This window comes from Thauera sp. SDU_THAU2 (genome assembly GCF_038260575.1).
Lineage (GTDB): Bacteria > Pseudomonadota > Gammaproteobacteria > Burkholderiales > Rhodocyclaceae > Thauera.
Window position 1 is genome coordinate 1082392 of record NZ_JBBWUN010000003.1, and the last position, 18421, is coordinate 1100812.

Sequence of the window (18421 nt, forward strand, 5' to 3'; positions counted from 1 at the left end):
AACATTCTTGCTGGCGAGGGCCGAAGCGCACGATGGCTTCGGCCCTCATTTTTTTCCGGAGTCAGGGAGGCGGGAAGCTGGCCAGGGTGTCCCGCTTACGCCGCAACACAATCCACGTAGTACCGGGGCTGGCCGTGCTCTCCCGGCAGCTCGACGAATCCGTGGATGTCCGTGCCGAAGCCGGGGGCCAACTGATTGAGTTCGCCCGAGAACTTGAGATAGTCGACGATGGTCCGGTTGAACATCTCGCCGGGGATGAGGAGCGGAATGCCCGGCGGGTACGGGGTGATCAGGCTGGTGGTGACGCGGCCTTCCAGGCGCTCGATGTCGACGCGCTCGGTCCTGTGGTTCGCGATGTGCGCGTAGGCCTCGCTGGGTTTCATTGCCGGAACGGCTTCGGTGAGGTACATCTCGGTCGTCAGGCGGGCGATGTCATGCCTGGCATACAGCGCATGCACGTGTTGGCACAGATCACGCAGTCCCATTTCTTCGTAGCGCGGGTACTTCCGGCAGAATTCCGGCAGCACGCGATACATCGGCACGTTGCGTTCGTAGTCGTCCTTGAACTGCTGCAGCGCGGTCACCAGCGAGTTCCAGCGGCCCTTGGTGATACCGATGGTGAACATGATGAAGAAGCTGTAGAGGCCGGTCTTTTCGATGATCACCCCATGCTCGGCCAGGAACTTGGTGACGATCGACGCGGGGATGCCGGTGGCACCAAAATGGCCGTCCATGTCCAGTCCGGGCGTCACGATGGTGGCCTTGATCGGGTCGAGCATGTTGAATCCATCGGCAAGCGGGCCGAAGCCATGCCATTGCCCGTCGGGTTCGCTGGCGGAAATGATCCAGTCCTGCGCGCTTCCGATCCCTTCCTGTTCCGGCGTTGTCGGCCCCCAGACCTCGAACCACCAGTCGTCTGCGGTGAACTGCTCGCCCACCTTGCGCATCGCACGCCGGAAGTTCAGGGCTTCGACGATGCTTTCTTCGACCAGTGTCCGGCCTCCCGGCGGCTCCATCATCGCCGCTGCCACGTCGCAGCTTGCGATGATGGCGTATTGCGGCGAGGTCGAGGTGTGCATCAGGTAGGCCTCGTTGAACAGATGGCGATCGAGCCGGCGTGTGGCCGAGTCCTGCACCAGGATATGGCTGGCCTGGCTGATGCCTGCCAGCAGCTTGTGGGTCGATTGCGTCGAATACACCAGCGACTCGCGAGGCCGCGCACGCTTCTTGCCCATGGCGTGATAGCTGCCGTAGAAGGGGTGGAAGGCCGCATGCGGAAGCCATGCTTCATCGAAGTGCAGCGCCTCGACGTAGCCGTCGAGTGCGGCCTTGATGGTTTCGGTGTCGTAGAGAATGCCGTCGTAGGTCGATTGCGTCAGCACCAGCACCCGTGGCCGGACTGTCTCGGCGTCGACGCCGGCCAGCAAGGGATGGCTGCGTATCTTCGCCTTGATGGCCTCGCGCGAGAACTCCTGGCGTGGAATCGGCCCGATGATGCCCAAATGGTTGCGGGTGGGGCGCAGGAAGACGGGGATCGCCCCCGTCAGGATGATGCTGTGGAGAATGGATTTGTGGCAATTGCGGTCCACGACCACCACGTCGCCCGGCGCCACCGCGTGCTGCCAGACGATCTTGTTGCTGGTGCTGGTGCCGTTCGTCACGAAGAAGCAGTGGTCGGCATTGAAGATGCGTGCCGCGTTGCGTTCGCTGGCACCAATGGCGCCGTTATGATCCAGCAGTTGTCCCAGTTCTTCGACCGCATTGCAGACGTCGGCGCGCAGCATGTTCTCGCCGAAGAACTGATGGAAGACTTGGCCGACGGGGCTCTTCAGGAAGGCAACACCGCCGGAGTGCCCGGGGCAGTGCCACGAATAGGAGCCGTCTTCCGCGTAATCGAGCAATGCCTTCAGGAAGGGCGGCTTGATGCCGGCGAGGTAGTTCTTCGCCTCGCGGATGAGGTGGCGTGCGACGAATTCCGGCGTGTCCTCGAACATGTGGATGACGCCATGCAGCTCGCGCAGGATGTCGTTGGGCACATGGTGAGCGGTCTTCGTCTCGCCGTAGAGGTAGATCGGCACGTCGACATTGCGGCGCCGGACCTCGCTGATGAAGAGCCGGATGCTCTGCAATGCCGGTGCAGTCTCGGCGTCGGAGATGAACTCTTCATCGTCGATCGACAGGATGAAGGCACTGGCACGGCTCTGCTGCTGGGCGAACTGGCTGAGGTCATGGTAGCTGGTCGCGCCCAGGACGTCGAAACCCTCTGATTTGATCGCTTCAGCCAGGGCGCGGATGCTCAGGCCGGACGTGTTCTCGGAGCGAAAGTCCTCGTCGATGATGACGATGGGAAAATGGAATTGCATTGGCAGTCCTGTGTCGAGCTAAAGCCGCGCTGCAGCCATCCGATGCCGAGTGCGGAGCGTGCCTGAGTAGGGGGAACGACAAGAATTGGAGAGATGCAGCTTCGCGAGTATTCGCTCGGCCCCTAATCGGCTGGGACAAGGCAGGAGTCTTCTTCTGCAGCGAGTTCCAGCAAACGGCCGAGCCGGTCGACGATGTCGTCGATCTGTACCGCATCGATCACCAGGGGCGGCAGAAGGCGGATGGTATTGCCGCGCGTCACGCTGATGAGCAAGTTCTCCTGCGCCAATGCCAGCCCGACCAGCTCAGTGCAGGGCGCATCCATCTCGATGCCCACCATCAGGCCATGGCCCCGAATCGCAACGACGTCCGGCAGCTTCTCGAGTCTGTCGCGCAAGCCCGACAGCAGCCGTTCTCCCATTGCCGCCGCATGCCGGGGAATGTGCTCGCGCTCCATGATGTCGAGCACGGTGCAGCCGATGCGGCAGGCCAGCGGGCTACCGCCGAATGTCGAGCCGTGGTGGCCGGGGGAGAACAGTCCGGCAGCGGCTCCACGCGCCAGGCATGCGCCGATCGGGAAGCCGTTGCCGAGCCCCTTGGCCAGCGTGACGACGTCGGGTAGCACGCCCGCATGCTCGAAGCCGAACCACGCCCCCGTGCGGCCCATGCCAGTCTGCACCTCGTCGATCATGAGCAGCCAGCCGTGCTCGTCGCACAGCTCGCGCAGCCGCTGCAGATACTCGCACGAGGCGACTCGCACGCCGCCTTCACCCTGCACCGGCTCGACGAGCACTGCGACGATGCCGGGCGTGGTGGCTGCCGCGGCGAGTACGGCGTCGATGTCGTCGTAAGGCACGCGCAGGAAGCCCGGCATCAGCGGTTCGAAACCGCGGTGTACGGCGGGGTTGCCTGTCGCAGCGAGCGTCGCGAAGGTGCGGCCATGAAAGCTGTTCTCCATCACCAGGACCTGCGGCTGCACGACGCCCAGACGGTGGGCATGCAGGCGGGCCAGCTTCAGCGCCGCCTCGTTGGCTTCCGCCCCGGAGTTGCAGAAGAAGGCGCGCTCCATGCCGGCGAGCGCACATAGCCGTTCCCCCAGGCGTTCCTGCCAGGTAATGGAGAACATGTTGGACGTGTGCAGCAGCAGGCCCGCCTGCTCGGCGATGGCGGCCGCGATCTCGGGATGGGCATGTCCGAGGTTGGTGACGGCCACGCCGGCAATGGCATCGAGGTACTCGATGCCCCGTGTGTCCCACAGCAGCGCGCCCTGGCCGCGAACGAAGGACACCGGCTGGCGCGCATAGGTGTGCATCAAATGAGTGGTGGTGTGCTGCATGTGGATTCGGCTTCTCAGGGGAGTGGGGAGAACAGCAATTCGCTGCTCAGCACGCGTACGCCGTCCGGGCGGCTTTCGAGGAGGCGGCGCTCGCCGCTGGCAACGAGGAACTCGAGCCGATAGCCATCGGCTTCGCTCAGGCGTGCGGCAATGTCCTTGATCGCGTCGTGCGACCAAGGCGTGCCCGATTCAAAGTGGCCCAGCAGCCTGTCGTGGCGGTGGATGACGAGTCGATAGGTGTGCATGGTTCAGTCCAATGTGAGCCGCCGTCTCGAGCAGCGGAAAATCGGTGGGGCAGTTCCGCACGCAGCAGCGCACGACCCGCTGTCGAAACTGTTCATGTATTATTGTCCTATGTCAAACTTTATCATGTCCTAGATCGTCATGGGAGTTGTCGGCAAGATGGTGGCGATCGCGCAAGGCGAACAGGCCGTCAGCCATGCGACCAATCAAAGCTAGCGCCCGGCATACGGCAAGCCCTGCTGGTGCCGACGCAGGGCGCGATAGGTTTCCGTTTTCAACGAACCCAAGCCATGGGAAGGAAAATCATGAAGATCCATTTCGTCGTACACGAATCGTTCGAAGCTCCGGGCGCCTACGAAATCTGGGTCAAGGCGCGCGGCCACCAGGCAAGTTACTCCCGCGTCCATGAGCATGAGCCGCTGCCGCAGTCCATCGACGACATCGACCTGCTGGTGGTGATGGGCGGCCCGCAGTCGCCCTCGACCACGCGGGAGGAGTGCCCGCATTTCGACTCCAAGGCCGAACAAGCCCTGATCGCACGATGTGCTGCTGCCGGCAAGGCCGTCATCGGCGTTTGCCTGGGAGCGCAGTTGATGGGCGAAGCCCTGGGGGCCCGGTGCGAGCACAGCCCGGAAAAGGAGATCGGCAAGTTTCCGATCACGCTGACGGCGAAGGGGAAGGCCAACGACAAGTTCGCCCACTTTGGCGATACGCTGGAAGTGGGGCATTGGCACAGCGACATGCCGGGGTTGACCGAACGCGCGACGATCATTGCCTACAGCGAAGGCTGCCCGCGCCAGATCATCGAATACGGCGATCTCGTATATGGGTTCCAGTGCCATATGGAGTTCACGCCCGAGGTGATCGAGTTGCTGATCGCGGCCTCGGAGCCGGAGCTTGCGACGCTCACCGCGCACCGATTCGTACAACAACCCGAAGCGCTGCGCGCCAATGACTATGGCGACATGAATCAGAAGCTCTTTGGTTTTCTGGATGAACTCATGCGTGCGTACGCCGGGGGGAGATAGTATTTCTCAAGGTTTCCTGCACGCCTGCTATGGCTGATCGGCGTATCTACTGACAGGCATTGCCTGCCTCGCTCAGATTATATGATTGTGTCCATGATGTGATGCTATTCAGTGGATGGCTCTATAGTTGGTGCGCAGGAAAGACATTTCCTTGGTGATTTCGTTGGATTCCAGGTAGGCAAGAGCAGAGGCCATTGACGGCCTTGATAGTTTCGAAGGCGGGCAGTTCCAACTCGGACCCGGAGGCTGAACTCCGGGGCCCGAGAGGAGCAGCGTGGGTTTGAATCGTTCCACGGAAATGGCACTTAGATCGCGACTTCCAGTGCCTTGGTTACTGTCACGGATTGCTGTTCGGCATGATTGTCACGCAGACTCATCACGGTACCGGGCTCAGCAATGATCACCTGGATACCGGGACATTGGCGACGGATGGCGTCGGCGAATGCGGTCCAGGGGGCCGATTCGGCCTCCATCATCTTGTGGAAGTATTCGTGCGGCGGATACAGGAACACTACCTTCGGCTGCAGTGCCTTGACGCCCCGCACCACATCGTCGATAAAGAAAAGCTGCATGCCGGCGAGAAGGATGTCGATCCTCGGGAATTGGCGCTTGAGGTCAGCCAAATCCTGGGTCGTCATCTTGGTGTTGAACCCTTCGTTGTAATTGAGCACTGTCGTTCCATCAGGCAGCTCGACGTGAAAGCCCGTATAGCCCGCGTAGAACGGTGCTTTCGTCGAACTACTCCAGGCCCAGGACAGCTGCGTCGTATTACCGCGGAACACGGCCCTGGTCATGGCCTTGAAGAGATTGAGGTCGCGATGCTTCCATGGGAAGAGGCTGATGGTGAAGCCTTCAGCTTTTACCGACTCACCCCAGTTGGTGGGTGCCAGACGCGACGGAGAGATGCCGTTGCGCCGTGCGAGGAAGCGACATACGGCGGGAGATGCCACCACGCGGGCTTGGGTCGCCTGGAGCACTGCGGGTACGTCCAGGAAATGTTCTTCGTGGCCATGTGTGACGCAGACCAGATCGGCATGGGAAAAATCCTGCAGGCGATACCACTGCACGCCACAGTAGGGCCGGAAAAACGGGTCGAAGAAGATCGATTTGCCGTTTACGTGCAACTCGATCGCTGACCAACCGTAGTATTTGATGAAGTTGCTGTCATTCATGTCACTGCTCCCACAAAAGAGGTAGTGGATGTGCAGGCAACTCATGCCGTCGGCCTGCACCTGCTGCCGATCTGCACGCCGGCAGTTGCCCCGATTCTGTGGATTCAGGCCACGAATAGCCATGAACGGCCGCTCATGGCAGCCATTCCGTTTAGTTGATCCGAAGCTTCGGATGGATGGCGGTCGTAGATGAAGAAGCCCGGCAAGCGAGGGCTATCTCGCTTGCCGGGCTGTCATCAAATGCCGGCAATGGCTTCTTCCAGCATCTCCAGCCGGTCTTGGCCCCAGAACAGTTCGTTGCGATAAACGTACGTAGGCGAGCCGAAGACGCCTGCGCTTACGGCTTCGTCGGTGTAGCACCGATATCGTTGCGCAATCTCGGGACTGGCGGCTTCGTGTAGCAGTATTGCGCTATCCAGACCTTGTTCGTTCAGAATATCGCGCAGTATTGCCTCGGATGAGATGTCTCGCTCCTCTTCCCACTCAGCCCGCAGTATGGCCTTGTATAAGGGCAAAACCTTCAAGCCTCGCATATCCGCTGCGATGACGATGCACGAGGCAAGGTCGGCGTTGGGGCACATGTATTTTGGATGCGGGTTCACATGTATGCCCAGCTTGCGGCACCAACGATGCAGTTCGGTCACACGGTAGGCTTGCCGTTCCGGGGCGCGTTGTCCCAATAGGACGCCACCGGTACGCGAATACACGTCAGGTAGATCCACGGGTTTGTAGTGGATAGTCGCTCCTTGGCGCGCTGCCAGTGCTTCCAGCCGGTCGGCACCGAGGTAGGCCCAGTCCGAGTTCATCCAGAAATAATAGTCAATGTGTGCCTGTGTCATGCTGGGCCTCTCAGGGCATCTGCCGCAGGAAGAGCGAAGCGCGATGGGTGGTGCATGAACAGCGAGCTGAAGATTGCGACGACGCCGAGAGCAGTCAAGTACCACACGATGTAACGCGCATCGCCGTCACCGTAGGCGAGCAGTGCTGTCGCAACCAAGGGAGCGAGGCCTCCGCCAATGGCTCCGGATACCTGGACAGCCATCGAGATTCCGCTGTATCGCACTTCAGGCGGAAACTGCGCCGAGAACAATCCCCCTTGCGGGCCATACAGAGCGGCATAGACCCCGCCGACGGCTATGACGACCGCAGCCGTGATGGTGCCTACATCCTTGCTTTGCAGCATCGTGAAGAACACGGGTGCAAAAAGCATGATGCCTAGAGCGCCCGCCATGAAGATCCACTTGAACCCTATCCTGTCACCCAGCACACCGAAGAGAGGCATGGTGAACATGGCTGCTGCAGCGCCCCATACCGTCGCATCCAGCATCACCGTACGAGGGATACCCAGGGTGCCGGTGGCATATGCCAGCGAGAAAGTGACGACGGTGTAGAACCAGGTCACCTCGGCCAGCCTCCCGCCAATCACGGTCAACACCTCCTTGGGATAGCGCCGCAGCACGACGAGGGCAGGCATTTCCACCTTGTCGCCCTTGGTCTGCATCTGCTCGAAATCGGGCGACTCGGCTACCTTGACGCGGATGAACCATCCCACGAGCAGAAGAACGACGCTGGCCAGGAACGGTATCCGCCAACCCCAGGAAAGCATGTCTTCCTCGGGAAGCGTCGCCACAGCGCCCATCGCGAGCGATGACAGGATCAGACCAGGTGCAACGCCGGTCTGGGGCAGGCTGCCGAAGAATCCCTTTTTCCCCTCAGGCGCATGTTCAACGGCCATCAGGACAGCACCGCCCCATTCTCCACCAACTGCGATGCCTTGCAGAAAGCGCATGATTACCAGGAGAACCGCTGCCCAGTAGCCGATGGACTCGTACGATGGAATGAGGCCGATCAGAATCGTGGGGATGCCCATCAAGAAGAGTGTGATGAGCAGCATCGATTTTCGCCCGACCCGATCTCCGAAATGCCCAAAGACAAGGCCACCGAATGGCCGCGCGAAGAAGCCGACGGAGTAGGTGGCAAAAGCAGCCAAGGTGCCGGTAATGGGATCGAATGCCGGGAAGAAAATCTTGTTGAAGATCAGGGCCGCAGCCGTGCCATACAGGAAATAGTCATACCACTCGATGGTGGTACCCATCATGCTGGCAAGGCCGGCGGTGATGTATTGGCGGCGCGAGCGCGCCGCCTGCGGTGCAGGCGTTTTCATCGTGACTTCCTTTGAAGAGCGTGGGAGATGGAAGTCAGCGGATCACCTGATCGCCAGCTCGGGGATGCGGTGCGTCTGCCGTGCCCAGTAGTCGAAAGTTGCGTTGACGATCGAAGGCTTGAGCAGGTAGTCGTGTGCCTCGGCTGCGAGCGCGTCATCCACCGGCGTCAATGGGCCGAAGGCGGATTGCGCCCGCACCTGCAGACGCGCTGCACGTTCCAGATAGACGGACAGGTATGTGGCTTCTTCGCAGGTGGCGCCTGCGGTGAGGTAGCCATGATGTGCGAGGATAATGGCTCGCTTCTTGCCCAGCGCACCGGAGATGATGACGCCTTCCTGGTCCGCGATCGGCACGCCCGGCCAGTCGGCCAGGAATGCACAATCGTTGTGAAGGGGGGTCATGTCCATCTGGGCAATGACCAAGGGCTGGCGTGCGGTGGCAAGCGTGGTTGCCCAAGGCGAATGCGTATGGATGATGGAGTTCACATCCGGGCGAGCGTCGTACACCCACAGATGGAAGCGCGTTGCCGGGTTGGGCATGCCTTCGCCCGTGAGGGTATTCAGATCGCGGTCGACCTCGATGAAATCTGCCGGGCTTGCCTCATCGAAGCCGAGGCCGAAGCGCAGAGTCCAGTAGGCTCCCGGGCGCTCGGAGCGAACGCTGATCTGTCCCGCAAGTCCTGCTTCCTGTTCCGTCATTGCCAGGATGCGACAAGCGTAGGCCATCGTTTCCTGGGGGCTACGCTGAACCGATTGCAGATGCTTCTTCATCTCCTGCGTGGCGCGCTGATCGAAGTAGGATTTCTCTCTGAGCTGGGCATTCATTTGATGTGTCTCCGATGGTTTGTTGTTGCCTCTACATGAGCAACAGGACCATATATTCTTGACCTACATCAAAGAAATCCATGAACCTCAGTTCATAGCAGCTATTCCAACGGACGGCTCCGCAGCTCATCGGCCAGTGTGGCGGCGCATTGCACGAATTCTTTCATCAATGGAGGCTGAAGCCGTCCTGCCTGCGTCAAGACCACAACGCGGCGCTTGAGTAATGGCTGCGATATTGGAAGTTTATGTAATCCGAAAGTTGCCAAGAATCTGTCTGGAATACGCGATGGGAGGATGCAGGCTCCCATGCCGGATGAAACCAGTCTGAGCATCATGTCTATGGTTTCGGCTTCAGCAACAAACTCGGCGTGCACGCCGGCGCTTTGGAGCATGCGGCGTAGCGCGTAGTGCGGAGGGAAGCCAATCAGACGCAAAGGTGTGCGGCTTAAGTCTTGCGGGCCGGAGAGCGGGTTATCGAGTGGAACGACTAACGCCATGTGGTCATCAAACAGAGGACAGGAAACAACTAGTTCAGAATCCACGGCAGAGTCATAGACTAGTCCGATGTCTGCCTTGCCGCTCTCCACCAGGGCAACAACTTCGGGTGAACTGCGCCCCATGATGGAAAGATTCGCGTTCGGACGCGCGCTGACGAAACGGGCGACCAAATCTGAAATGAAGTAGTGGCTCAGTGTATGCACAGCAGCTACGCGTACGGTGCCCTGAGTCACGCCTTGCTGTCGAATGCTCTCAATTGCGAAGTCGATTGCTTGATAGGCTGGTTGCACTGCGGTGTAGAGCAGTGACCCCGCTTCTGTTAGCTCCATGCCGCGCCCTGTACGGACGAAGAGCGATTGCCCGATGCTTGCTTCCAACATCGCCAATTGCTTGCTGAGGCCGGATTGTGTGTGTTCCAGCACGTCCGCAGCTCTCGATAGCGTTCCTGAGTTTGCTATGCAAATAAAGTATCTTAGCTGGCGATCCAGAGATTCCATGCTTGCCTCCGTAAGTAATGCCATGCTTCCAGAATGATTGGATAACAATTTGAGTTATCGATTGTCAATGGATCGGGAAGTCCTGCCTTTAAAAGTCTGCGGATCTTTTTTAAGACTGGCTTTCGGCAGCCCAGCGGCGCCGGGCTGTTTCACCTCATGTATCTTCTTGCGATCTGACCACAGAATGATGTTGTTGCCAGAGGTGCCTTAATAGCCTTCCTCTGTCTCCTCACGAGAGCTTTGTAAAGATTGAAGCCGGGCAGTCACGTTATAAATCCTGATCGTATGCTATTTCAGATCGAATTTCTGGAGGCTGCTTCAAATTTTATTGAGCAGAATCAGCGAGGGCCATGAATCTCAGTTCATAGCAGCTATTCCTTTTTGCTGCCTGCTGCCTTGCGATCTTCTGCGGAGGTCTAGGCTTGGGTCGATAACGGCAGGCAGGGGATGGTGGAAATGCTGAAGATCAATCTGCAGGATGTTCGGGAGCGGCGCAAAGGGCAGCCCTACGGCGAGACAGCGCTGAATAAGACACAGAGCAACGCATCTCCGGGTTCAAGGCTGCAGATAGGCAAGTGTTTGCTCCCGGATTTAAACGTAGCCCTATCACGAGCGCGGGCACGTTGGATCCAACTTGGAGCTCATGCGTAAATTTACGTTGATAGCCGGTTTGAACTTTCGACAAGAGCATTTGTAAAAGAAAAGGCCCAACTTCGAATACGAGTTGGGCCTTCGAGCTTCTGTGCTGCCTGGTCGCAGCTTACACGTAAATTCACATAGGCTGCATCGGGCGAAGCCTCACCTCAACCGCAGGTCCCGACCGCCCCGCAAGCCGTGCAGAAATCGCAGCCATCCTTGCGAATCACCGTGTGGTTGCCGCACTCGGTGCATAGCGCGCCCTGCATCAGCTTCGGTTCGCTGTCGTCACGCGGCGACTCCAGGATGCCCATCTCGCGCGTCGGGTAACCGCGCTCGTCGAGCACGCCGAGCATGGCGTAGCGGTGGATGATGAGCTGGGCGAGGTAGGCCACCGTGCTGGGGTAGTTGGTCTGGCGCTTGGTGCCCGGGATGAAGGCCATGAAGTCGCCCAGCGGCTCGGGGTAGTCGAGCAGCTTGCGCAGCTTCATGCCGATCCAGGCCGGGTCCATGACGCGCATGTCGAGCGACAGGATGCGGGTCAGGCCGTCCAGCGCACGCGGGTAGTTGCCCGACAGCCACACCGAGTAGGGGCGGGTGACGCCGTCCGGCAGGGTGATTTCCTTCAGGCCGAGCACGAAGTCTTCGCCGGTGGCCGGGTTGTAGAGATCCACCGTCCACGACAGCGTGCCGTCGGTGCCGGTCTTGGGCTCTTCGAGGCTGAACAGGGTGTCGAGCACCGGGTTGGCTTCGTCTTCCTTGTCGAAGACGTGCAGCGCTTCGCAGCGGTAGCGCACGACCTGGGCGAAGGCCGACACCGTGCCGGGGAAGAGCTTCTTCTCGCCGTGCGGCGGGAAGGGCATCTCGAAGGATTTTTCGCCGACGGTGCGGGCCAGGGTTTCGAGCTTGAGCTTGAGCCAGCCGCGGTCGTTGGCGCGCATGTCCATCGACAGGGTCTTGGCCACCGCGCCCAGGCCGCGCGGCTGGTCGGCGCCGTTGACCCACACTTCGAACGGGAAACTGCCGCCGTTGTTGCCGACCTGGCCGACGAACAGCGCGAAGTCGCCGGTCGGGGTGTTCAGCATGTAGGTCCAGGCCATGTTGCCGTCCGGCATGTCGGGGCGGCCGGGCCAGCGCAGGCTGGACAGCACCGGCGCCGGCAGGCTCTTGATCGACAGCCGGCGGTTGGCGTCGGACAGTTCGACGTCGTGCGGCTGCTTCTGCTCGCTGGTCGGCGTGACCGACAGCACCGAACCCAGCACGCTGTTGGGGCGGTAGGTGGCGAGCCCCTTCAGGCCGGCTTTCCAGGCGGTGAGGTAGAGATCCTCGAACTCGGTGTAGGGGTAGTCCTCGGGCACGTTCACCGTCTTGGAGATGGACGTGTCGATGTAGGGGGCGACCACCGCGACCATGTCCTTGTGCGCCTGCGCGGAGATTTCCAGCGCGGTGACGAAGGACGGCGGCAGGGCCTCGACGTTGCCGCCGAGGTGGCGGTACAGGCGCCAGGCGTAGTCCTCGACCGCGTACTCCTTGAAGGTGCCGTCGGCCATGCGCTTGCGCCGGGTGTAGGTGTAGGAGAAGGGCGGTTCGATGCCGTTGGAGGCGTTGTCGGCGAAAGCCAGGCTGATCGTGCCGGTGGGGGCGATCGACAGCAGGTGCGAGTTGCGGATGCCGTGCTTGCGGATCTTGTCCTTGACCTCGGCCGGCAGGCGCGAGGCGAAGTTGCCGCCCGACAGGTAGAGGTCGGCGTTGAACAGCGGGAAGGCGCCGCGCTCGCGGGCCAGCTCGGCCGAGGCCAAGTAAGCGCGGTTGCGCATGAATTCGGAGATTTTGCGCGCTTCCTCGCGTGCCTCGGAGGTGTCGTAGCGCTTGCCGAGCATGATCAGGGCGTCGCCCAGGCCGGTGAAGCCGAGGCCGACGCGGCGCTTGGAAGCGGCTTCGGCGCGCTGCTGCTCCAGCGGCCAGTGGGTGCTGTCGAGCACGTTGTCGAGCATGCGGATGGAGACGTCGACCACCTTGCCGAAGCCGGCGTAGTCGAACTCGGCCTTGTCGCCGAACGGGTTCCTGACGAAGGGCGTCAGGTTGATCGAGCCCAGGCAGCAGCAGCCGTAGGGCGGCAGCGGCTGTTCGGCGCAGGGGTTGGTGGCCTCGATGGTCTCGCAGTAGTACAGGTTGTTGTCCTGGTTCATGCGGTCCAGGAACAGGATGCCCGGCTCGGCGTGGTCGTAGGTGGACCGCATGATCTGGTCCCACAGCGCGCGGGCGCGCACCTTGCGATAGACCCACAGGCCGTCGTCGCGCTGGTAGGCGCCGGCTTCCTTGAGGTCGGCGGTGGGTTCGGCCTTGTGCGCCAGTTCGACGTCGCCGTCGGCTTCGACCGCCTGCATGAAGGGATCGGTGACGCCGACCGAGATGTTGAAGTTGGTGAGGTCGCCCTGGTCCTTGGCGTGGATGAATTCCTCGATGTCCGGATGGTCGCAGCGCAGCACGCCCATCTGCGCACCGCGGCGCGCGCCGGCCGATTCGACGGTTTCGCACGAGCGGTCGAACACCCGCATGTAGGACACCGGGCCGGAGGCGTTGGAGGCCGTGCCCTTGACCAGCGCGCCCTTCGGCCGGATCGACGAGAAGTCGTAGCCGACGCCGCCGCCGCGGCGCATGGTTTCGGCGGCCTGGGCCAGCGCGGTGTAGATGCCGGGGCGGCCGTCGACCGCTTCGGTGACCGAGTCGCCCACCGGCTGGACGAAGCAGTTGATCAGCGTGGCGGCCAGCGTGGTGCCGGCGGCGCTGTTGATGCGGCCGGCGGGGACGAAGCCTTTCTCCTGCGCTTCGAGGAACTTGGCTTCCCAATGGGCGCGCTTGTCCTCGGTTTCGACCGCGGCCAGCGCGCGGGCGACGCGCTGGCGCACTTCGGCGATGGATTGCTCGTCGCCCTTGGCGTATTTCTCGACGAGCACTTCGCCGGAGATTTCCTGCATCGGCAGATTGGCGGCACTGGGCTTGGCGGCGCTGTGGATGGCTGCGCTGGTGGTCTCGCTCATGGTGTTTTTCTTCATCCGTGGGTGGGTCTGACGGTGGATATCGATTCGGACTGAAGAATAGCGCGGAAACGGGATAAGATCAAAAAAATTTTATTCAATAAAATCAATTAGTTGAATGTTTTGTTTGTGTTGGATGGAAAAATGAAACACTACATATAGTAGTGATTTTTGGGCTGGTTTTTGCCCTGAAAGCCGCGAAAACAGTGGGTTTCGGGCGGATCGAGCGGGCATCCGGCGTGTGATCCGGTGCTGCGCAGATGGTACGTATCGGCTCAACTGCCGAAGCCGGTTTGCTCCGAAACGACACAGTCCATGTGGTCTCCGGCTCTCCGGAATGCCGGGATTCCTGTAACCATATGTTTTTTCGATTCTTATTTTCTTGGCACGGTTTGTGATGGGGAAGGGGCGGAGGCTGGCTGCCCGGTGCCGGGAAGCGGCCGCCGAACAATACGACTACCGGAGACAAGGAAATGGAGCAATTCAAGGGAGCGGAGCAGGTGCGTCGCAAGGGCTGGCGTGGTCTTGGCAGTGCGGCGGCGTTGTGTGCCGTGCTGGCGGCACCGCAGGCACAGGCGGTCGACGTGGATGCGGGCGACTACACGGCGCTGCCGGCCGGTACCAATCTGCTGATGGGGTACTACCAGTACGCGACCCGTGATGCGGCCTACGTGCGGGGACACAAGCAGGCCGGTGATCCACGGCTGGATTCGCACATCGGCATCCTGCGCGGCGTGCATTTCACCGAGATCGGCGGCTTCATCGTCGATCCGCAGTTCCTGCTGCCGTTCGGCCAGCTCAAGGGCAAGGACGATCTGTCGGCGGCCGGCAGCGCCAGCGGCGTCGGTGACCTGATCCTGGCGGCGACGGTGTGGCTGGTGAACCGGCCGGAGACCGGTACCTATTTCGGCATCACGCCCTTCCTGTACGTTCCGACCGGCAAGTACGACAACGACGATGCGCTGAACATCGGCGAGAACCGGTGGAAGTTCGCGCTGCAGGCCGGCTTCATCACCAAGCTGACCGACAAGGTGACGCTCGACCTGGCGGGCGACGTCATGGTGTACGGCAAGAACGACAAGTTCGGCCCGGCCCGGGAGACGATGAAGCAGAAGGCGTCGATGCAGTTCCAGGGTTATCTGCGCTACCACATGTCGGATGCCTGGGACCTGCGCCTCGGCGTGTCGCACACGATCGGCGGCGAGACCGAGGTCGCCGGCGTGGATCAGGGCGACCGCCTGCGCACGACCAAGGTCAGCGTCGGCACCGGCTGGTTCATCAGGCCGGACGTGCAGCTGCTGGCCAGCTACGGCCGCGACGTGTCGGTACGCAGCGGCCTGCGCGAGGACGACCGCCTGAACCTGCGCGTGCTGAAGGTTTTCTGAACAGGTGATTGACCCTGCCTGCATCGCCGGACCGCGATGCAGGCAGGGTCCGCCAAGCGTCTGCGCGGTCCCCTGGGCCTGGTCAGCAAGCCTCCTCCGCATCGGAGAGCAGGCCATGACCGCGCAGCTTGCGGTACAGCGTGGCACGCGCGATGCCGAGGGTCCGCGCGGTGGCCGAGATGTTGCCGTCGTGGCGCAGGAAGGCGGCGCGCACGGCTTCGGCTTCGGTCTGCTGCAATGTCGCCTTGCCGTCGAGGAGTGGGTCCGGCTCGTGGGCGGGCCGGGGTGTGGCCGGGGTTTCGGTCAGCTCTGCCGGCAGGTGGACGAGGTCGATGCTGCTTTCGGCCAGGGCGGCGCCCAGGCGCAGCACCTGCTGCAACTCGCGGATGTTGCCCGGCCAGTCGTGGCGGTGCAGGCAGTCGCGTGCGGCGGGGGTCAGCGCCAGTGTCGCGGGTGCGGCTTCGCGTGCCAGGAAGTGGTCGATGAGCGCGTCCAGGTCGCTGCGCTCCCGCAGTGCGGGCAGGGTGATGCGCAGGCCGTTGATGCGGTAATACAGGTCTTCGCGGAACTCGCCGCTGGCGACGCGTTGGGCGAGGTCGCGGTGGGTGGCGCAGATCACCGAACAGTCCAGCGCGATGCTGCGGGGGCTGCCCAGCCGCGTCAGCGTGCGCTCCTGCAGCACGCGCAGCAGGCGGGCCTGAAGTTCGAGCGGCATGTCGCCGATTTCGTCGAGGAACAGGGTGCCGCCATTGGCGTGCTCGAAGCGTCCGGCCATGCCGCCGCGCCGTGCGCCGGTGAAGGCACCGTCGTCGTAGCCGAAGAGTTCGGATTCGATCAGGCCGGATGGGATCGCCGAGCAGTTGATGGCGACGAAGGGACCGGAGGCGCGCGGACCGCCGTCGTGCAGGTGGCGCGCCAGGACTTCCTTGCCGGTACCGGTTTCACCGTTGATCAGCACCGGGATGCCGCGGGCGAAGGCGCGTTCGGCCTGGTGGATGCGCAGGCTCAGTTTCGGGTCGGCCAGCATCGATGGCATGGAGGCGCGGGCCGTATGCGGCGTGCTGGTCGCCCTGCCTGCCGCGGCCGGCCGCGGCGATGGCACGGCGATGGTGCCTGGGCGGGGGGCCTCGGCCAGGCTCACGTGGAGCAGCACTCCGTTATGGCAGTGCAGCGGGGCCGGCGTACGGCCATGCTTGCGCAGCATGTCGAGCAGCGGGCCCAGGCCGCATTGGAACACCGTTTGTGCGCATTGTTCGGCTCCCGGCAGCATGTCCAGCTCCAGCAACTGGCGCGCCAGTGGGTTGGCGCCGAGCAGGCGGCCGTCATGGGAGAGGGCGAGCAGGCCGCACATCGGCGTGTCGACGAGTTCCGCGCTGTAGTGGAGGCGCAGGCGAAGCGCACCCGGCAAGGCATTGACCATGCGGTTCTCGATCGCGCGTGCGGTGAGGGCGAGTGGTTCGAGGATGCCGATGGAAGGGGCGTGATGGTGGCGCGAGGCGTTCAGTACGCCGGCCATATCGCCGGAGGGGTCGAAGATCGGTACCGCGACGCAGGCGCACATATGTACTTCTTCGAGAAAGTGTTCGCTGCCGCGCACGATCACGGGCCGCCGCTCTTCGAGCGCGCAGCCGGGGGCATTGGTGCCGATCAGGTTTTCGCTGAGATTGAGCCCGGGGCGCAGCACGTTGGCGATGTCGCGCAGGGCCGGGTTCTGTCCGCCCAGGCTCTTGATGATGGTGCCGCTGGCCTCCAGGCAGGCGATCACCCAATGGGCGTCGTCCAGCGCGGCGAACAGGCGCTGCAGTTCGGGGGTGGCATGGTCGAGCAGCACGCGATGAGCGTCGTCCAGGCGGCGCTGCTGCGCCGCCGAAACCGGGTCGAACAGTATCCGGTCGTGCTCCCTGAGGCCGTACTCGAGCGAGCGTGACCAGGAGCGCTGCACCTCGTCCGCGACCAGACCGGTGGGAATATCGCGACCTTCGCGCAGCAACCGGCGTGCATGCAGCACCTTGCTGTCGAAGTCCGTACGGACAAGCTCCATGTCTCCTCCTGTGCCGGGGCTGCTGCGTTTCGATCCAGTGGCCGGAAGCAAGCTGGATTGAAACGATACAGTGCGCGCGCTCCATTGTTGTCCAGGTTGGCGGAAGTTCCTTCAACCTGTTGTTCTTGATGGTTTTTATTTTATTGGCACGGCTTCTGCATCATTCGGTCCGTCTGCCCGGAGCGGTGGGTAGGCTGGCTCCGCGATGCTGGAAGGCGGCCGCCGAATATTACTACTATCGGAGACAAGAGAATGAAGCCACTCGAGGGGGCGGCGCAGATGCGCCGAAACGGCTGGTGTGGGCTTGGCACTGCAGTTGCACTGTGTGCCGTGCTGGCGGCGCCGCAGGCACATGCGGTCGATGTGGATGCGGGCGACTACACGGCGCTGCCGGCCGGTACCAATCTGCTGATGGGGTACTACCAGTACGCGACCCGTGATGCGGCCTATGTGCGGGGACACAAGCAGGCCGGTGATCCGCGGCTGGATTCGCACATCGGCATCCTGCGCGGCGTGCATTTCACCGAGATCGGCGGCTTCATCGTCGACCCGCAGTTCCTGCTGCCGTTCGGCCAGCTCAAGGGCAAGGACGACCTGTCGGCGGCTGGCAGCGCCAGCGGCGTGGGCGACCTGATCCTGGCGGCGACGGTGTGGCTGGTGAACCGGCCGGAGACCGGCACCTATTTCGGCATCACGCCCTTCCTGTACGTTCCGACCGGCAAGTACGACAACGACGATGCGCTGAACATCGGCGAGAACCGGTGGAAGTTCGCGCTGCAGGCCGGCTTCATCACCAAGCTGACCGACAAGGTGACGCTCGACCTGGCGGGCGACGTCATGGTGTACGGCAAGAACGACAAGTTCGGCCCGGCCCGGGAGACGATGAAGCAGAAGGCGTCGATGCAGTTCCAGGGTTATCTGCGCTACCACATGTCGGATGCCTGGGACCTGCGCCTCGGCGTGTCGCACACGATCGGCGGCGAGACCGAGGTCGCCGGCGTGGACCAGGGCGACCGCCTGCGCACGACCAAGGTCAGCGTCGGCACCGGCTGGTTCATCAGGCCGGACGTGCAACTGCTGGCCAGCTACGGCCGCGACGTGTCGGTACGCAGCGGCCTGCGCGAGGACGACCGCCTGAACCTGCGCGTGCTGAAGGTTTTCTGAGCCATTACAAGCAGACAAGGGCGGCGCTCGTCC

Annotated in this window: 13 protein-coding genes; 3 read left to right on the plus strand and 10 right to left on the minus strand. The window is 62.2% G+C overall.

All coding sequences use genetic code 11. The features are described 5' to 3' along the window. Window positions 1–95: 95 nt before the first annotated feature. From AAFL97_RS06215 to AAFL97_RS06225, 3 genes are all read right to left on the minus strand, one after another. Window positions 96–2363 (minus strand): arginine/lysine/ornithine decarboxylase, encoded by a 2268-nt coding sequence (locus AAFL97_RS06215; protein ID WP_341644186.1) that lies wholly within the window; start codon window positions 2361–2363, stop codon window positions 96–98. A gap of 122 nt (window positions 2364–2485) precedes the next feature. Beyond that, window positions 2486–3697 (minus strand): aspartate aminotransferase family protein, encoded by a 1212-nt coding sequence (locus tag AAFL97_RS06220; RefSeq protein ID WP_341644187.1) that lies wholly within the window; start codon window positions 3695–3697, stop codon window positions 2486–2488. A gap of 14 nt (window positions 3698–3711) precedes the next feature. Next, window positions 3712–3942, minus strand: a complete 231-nt coding sequence (locus AAFL97_RS06225; RefSeq protein WP_341644188.1) for a cytoplasmic protein — start codon at window positions 3940–3942, stop codon at window positions 3712–3714. 303 nt (window positions 3943–4245) lie between these two features. On the opposite strand from AAFL97_RS06225, the gene AAFL97_RS06230 reads away from it, so the two are divergent. Next, window positions 4246–4968 (plus strand): type 1 glutamine amidotransferase, encoded by a 723-nt coding sequence (locus AAFL97_RS06230; RefSeq protein WP_341644189.1) that lies wholly within the window; start codon window positions 4246–4248, stop codon window positions 4966–4968. Window positions 4969–5273: 305 nt separating this feature from the next. Here the strand turns inward: AAFL97_RS06230 and AAFL97_RS06235 are convergent, their stop codons facing one another. From AAFL97_RS06235 to AAFL97_RS06260, 6 genes are all read right to left on the minus strand, one after another. Continuing rightward, window positions 5274–6140 (minus strand): MBL fold metallo-hydrolase, encoded by an 867-nt coding sequence (locus tag AAFL97_RS06235; RefSeq protein WP_341644190.1) that lies wholly within the window; start codon window positions 6138–6140, stop codon window positions 5274–5276. 236 nt (window positions 6141–6376) lie between these two features. Beyond that, complete coding sequence (locus AAFL97_RS06240) at window positions 6377–6979, minus strand: 2-hydroxychromene-2-carboxylate isomerase (protein ID WP_341644191.1); 603 nt, start codon at window positions 6977–6979, stop codon at window positions 6377–6379. Further along, complete coding sequence (locus AAFL97_RS06245) at window positions 6976–8304, minus strand: MFS transporter (protein WP_341644192.1); 1329 nt, start codon at window positions 8302–8304, stop codon at window positions 6976–6978. The genes AAFL97_RS06240 and AAFL97_RS06245 overlap by 4 nt, the downstream gene beginning before the upstream one ends. A gap of 42 nt (window positions 8305–8346) precedes the next feature. Next, entirely contained in the window at window positions 8347–9129 is a 783-nt protein-coding gene (locus AAFL97_RS06250) for an aldolase (RefSeq protein WP_341644193.1), read from the minus strand. A gap of 101 nt (window positions 9130–9230) precedes the next feature. Then, window positions 9231–10124, minus strand: coding sequence for a LysR family transcriptional regulator (locus tag AAFL97_RS06255; RefSeq protein ID WP_341644194.1), 894 nt, complete (start codon window positions 10122–10124; stop codon window positions 9231–9233). 803 nt (window positions 10125–10927) lie between these two features. Continuing rightward, window positions 10928–13801: an adenosylcobalamin-dependent ribonucleoside-diphosphate reductase gene (locus AAFL97_RS06260; RefSeq protein WP_341644195.1), complete on the minus strand. Its 2874-nt coding sequence runs from the start codon at window positions 13799–13801 to the stop codon at window positions 10928–10930. A gap of 470 nt (window positions 13802–14271) precedes the next feature. Between AAFL97_RS06260 and AAFL97_RS06265 the strand changes: the two genes are divergently transcribed. After that, entirely contained in the window at window positions 14272–15183 is a 912-nt protein-coding gene (locus AAFL97_RS06265) for a transporter (protein WP_341644196.1), read from the plus strand. A gap of 82 nt (window positions 15184–15265) precedes the next feature. On the opposite strand, the gene AAFL97_RS06270 is transcribed toward AAFL97_RS06265, so the two are convergent. Then, window positions 15266–17224 carry a sigma-54-dependent Fis family transcriptional regulator gene (locus tag AAFL97_RS06270; RefSeq protein ID WP_341644197.1) on the minus strand — a complete coding sequence of 653 codons (1959 nt, stop codon included), beginning with the start codon at window positions 17222–17224 and terminating at the stop codon, window positions 15266–15268. 252 nt (window positions 17225–17476) lie between these two features. Between AAFL97_RS06270 and AAFL97_RS06275 the strand changes: the two genes are divergently transcribed. Next, on the plus strand, window positions 17477–18388 hold the full coding sequence (locus AAFL97_RS06275; RefSeq protein WP_341644198.1) for a transporter: 912 nt from the start codon (window positions 17477–17479) through the stop codon (window positions 18386–18388). The last annotated feature ends 33 nt before the right edge of the window (window positions 18389–18421 follow it).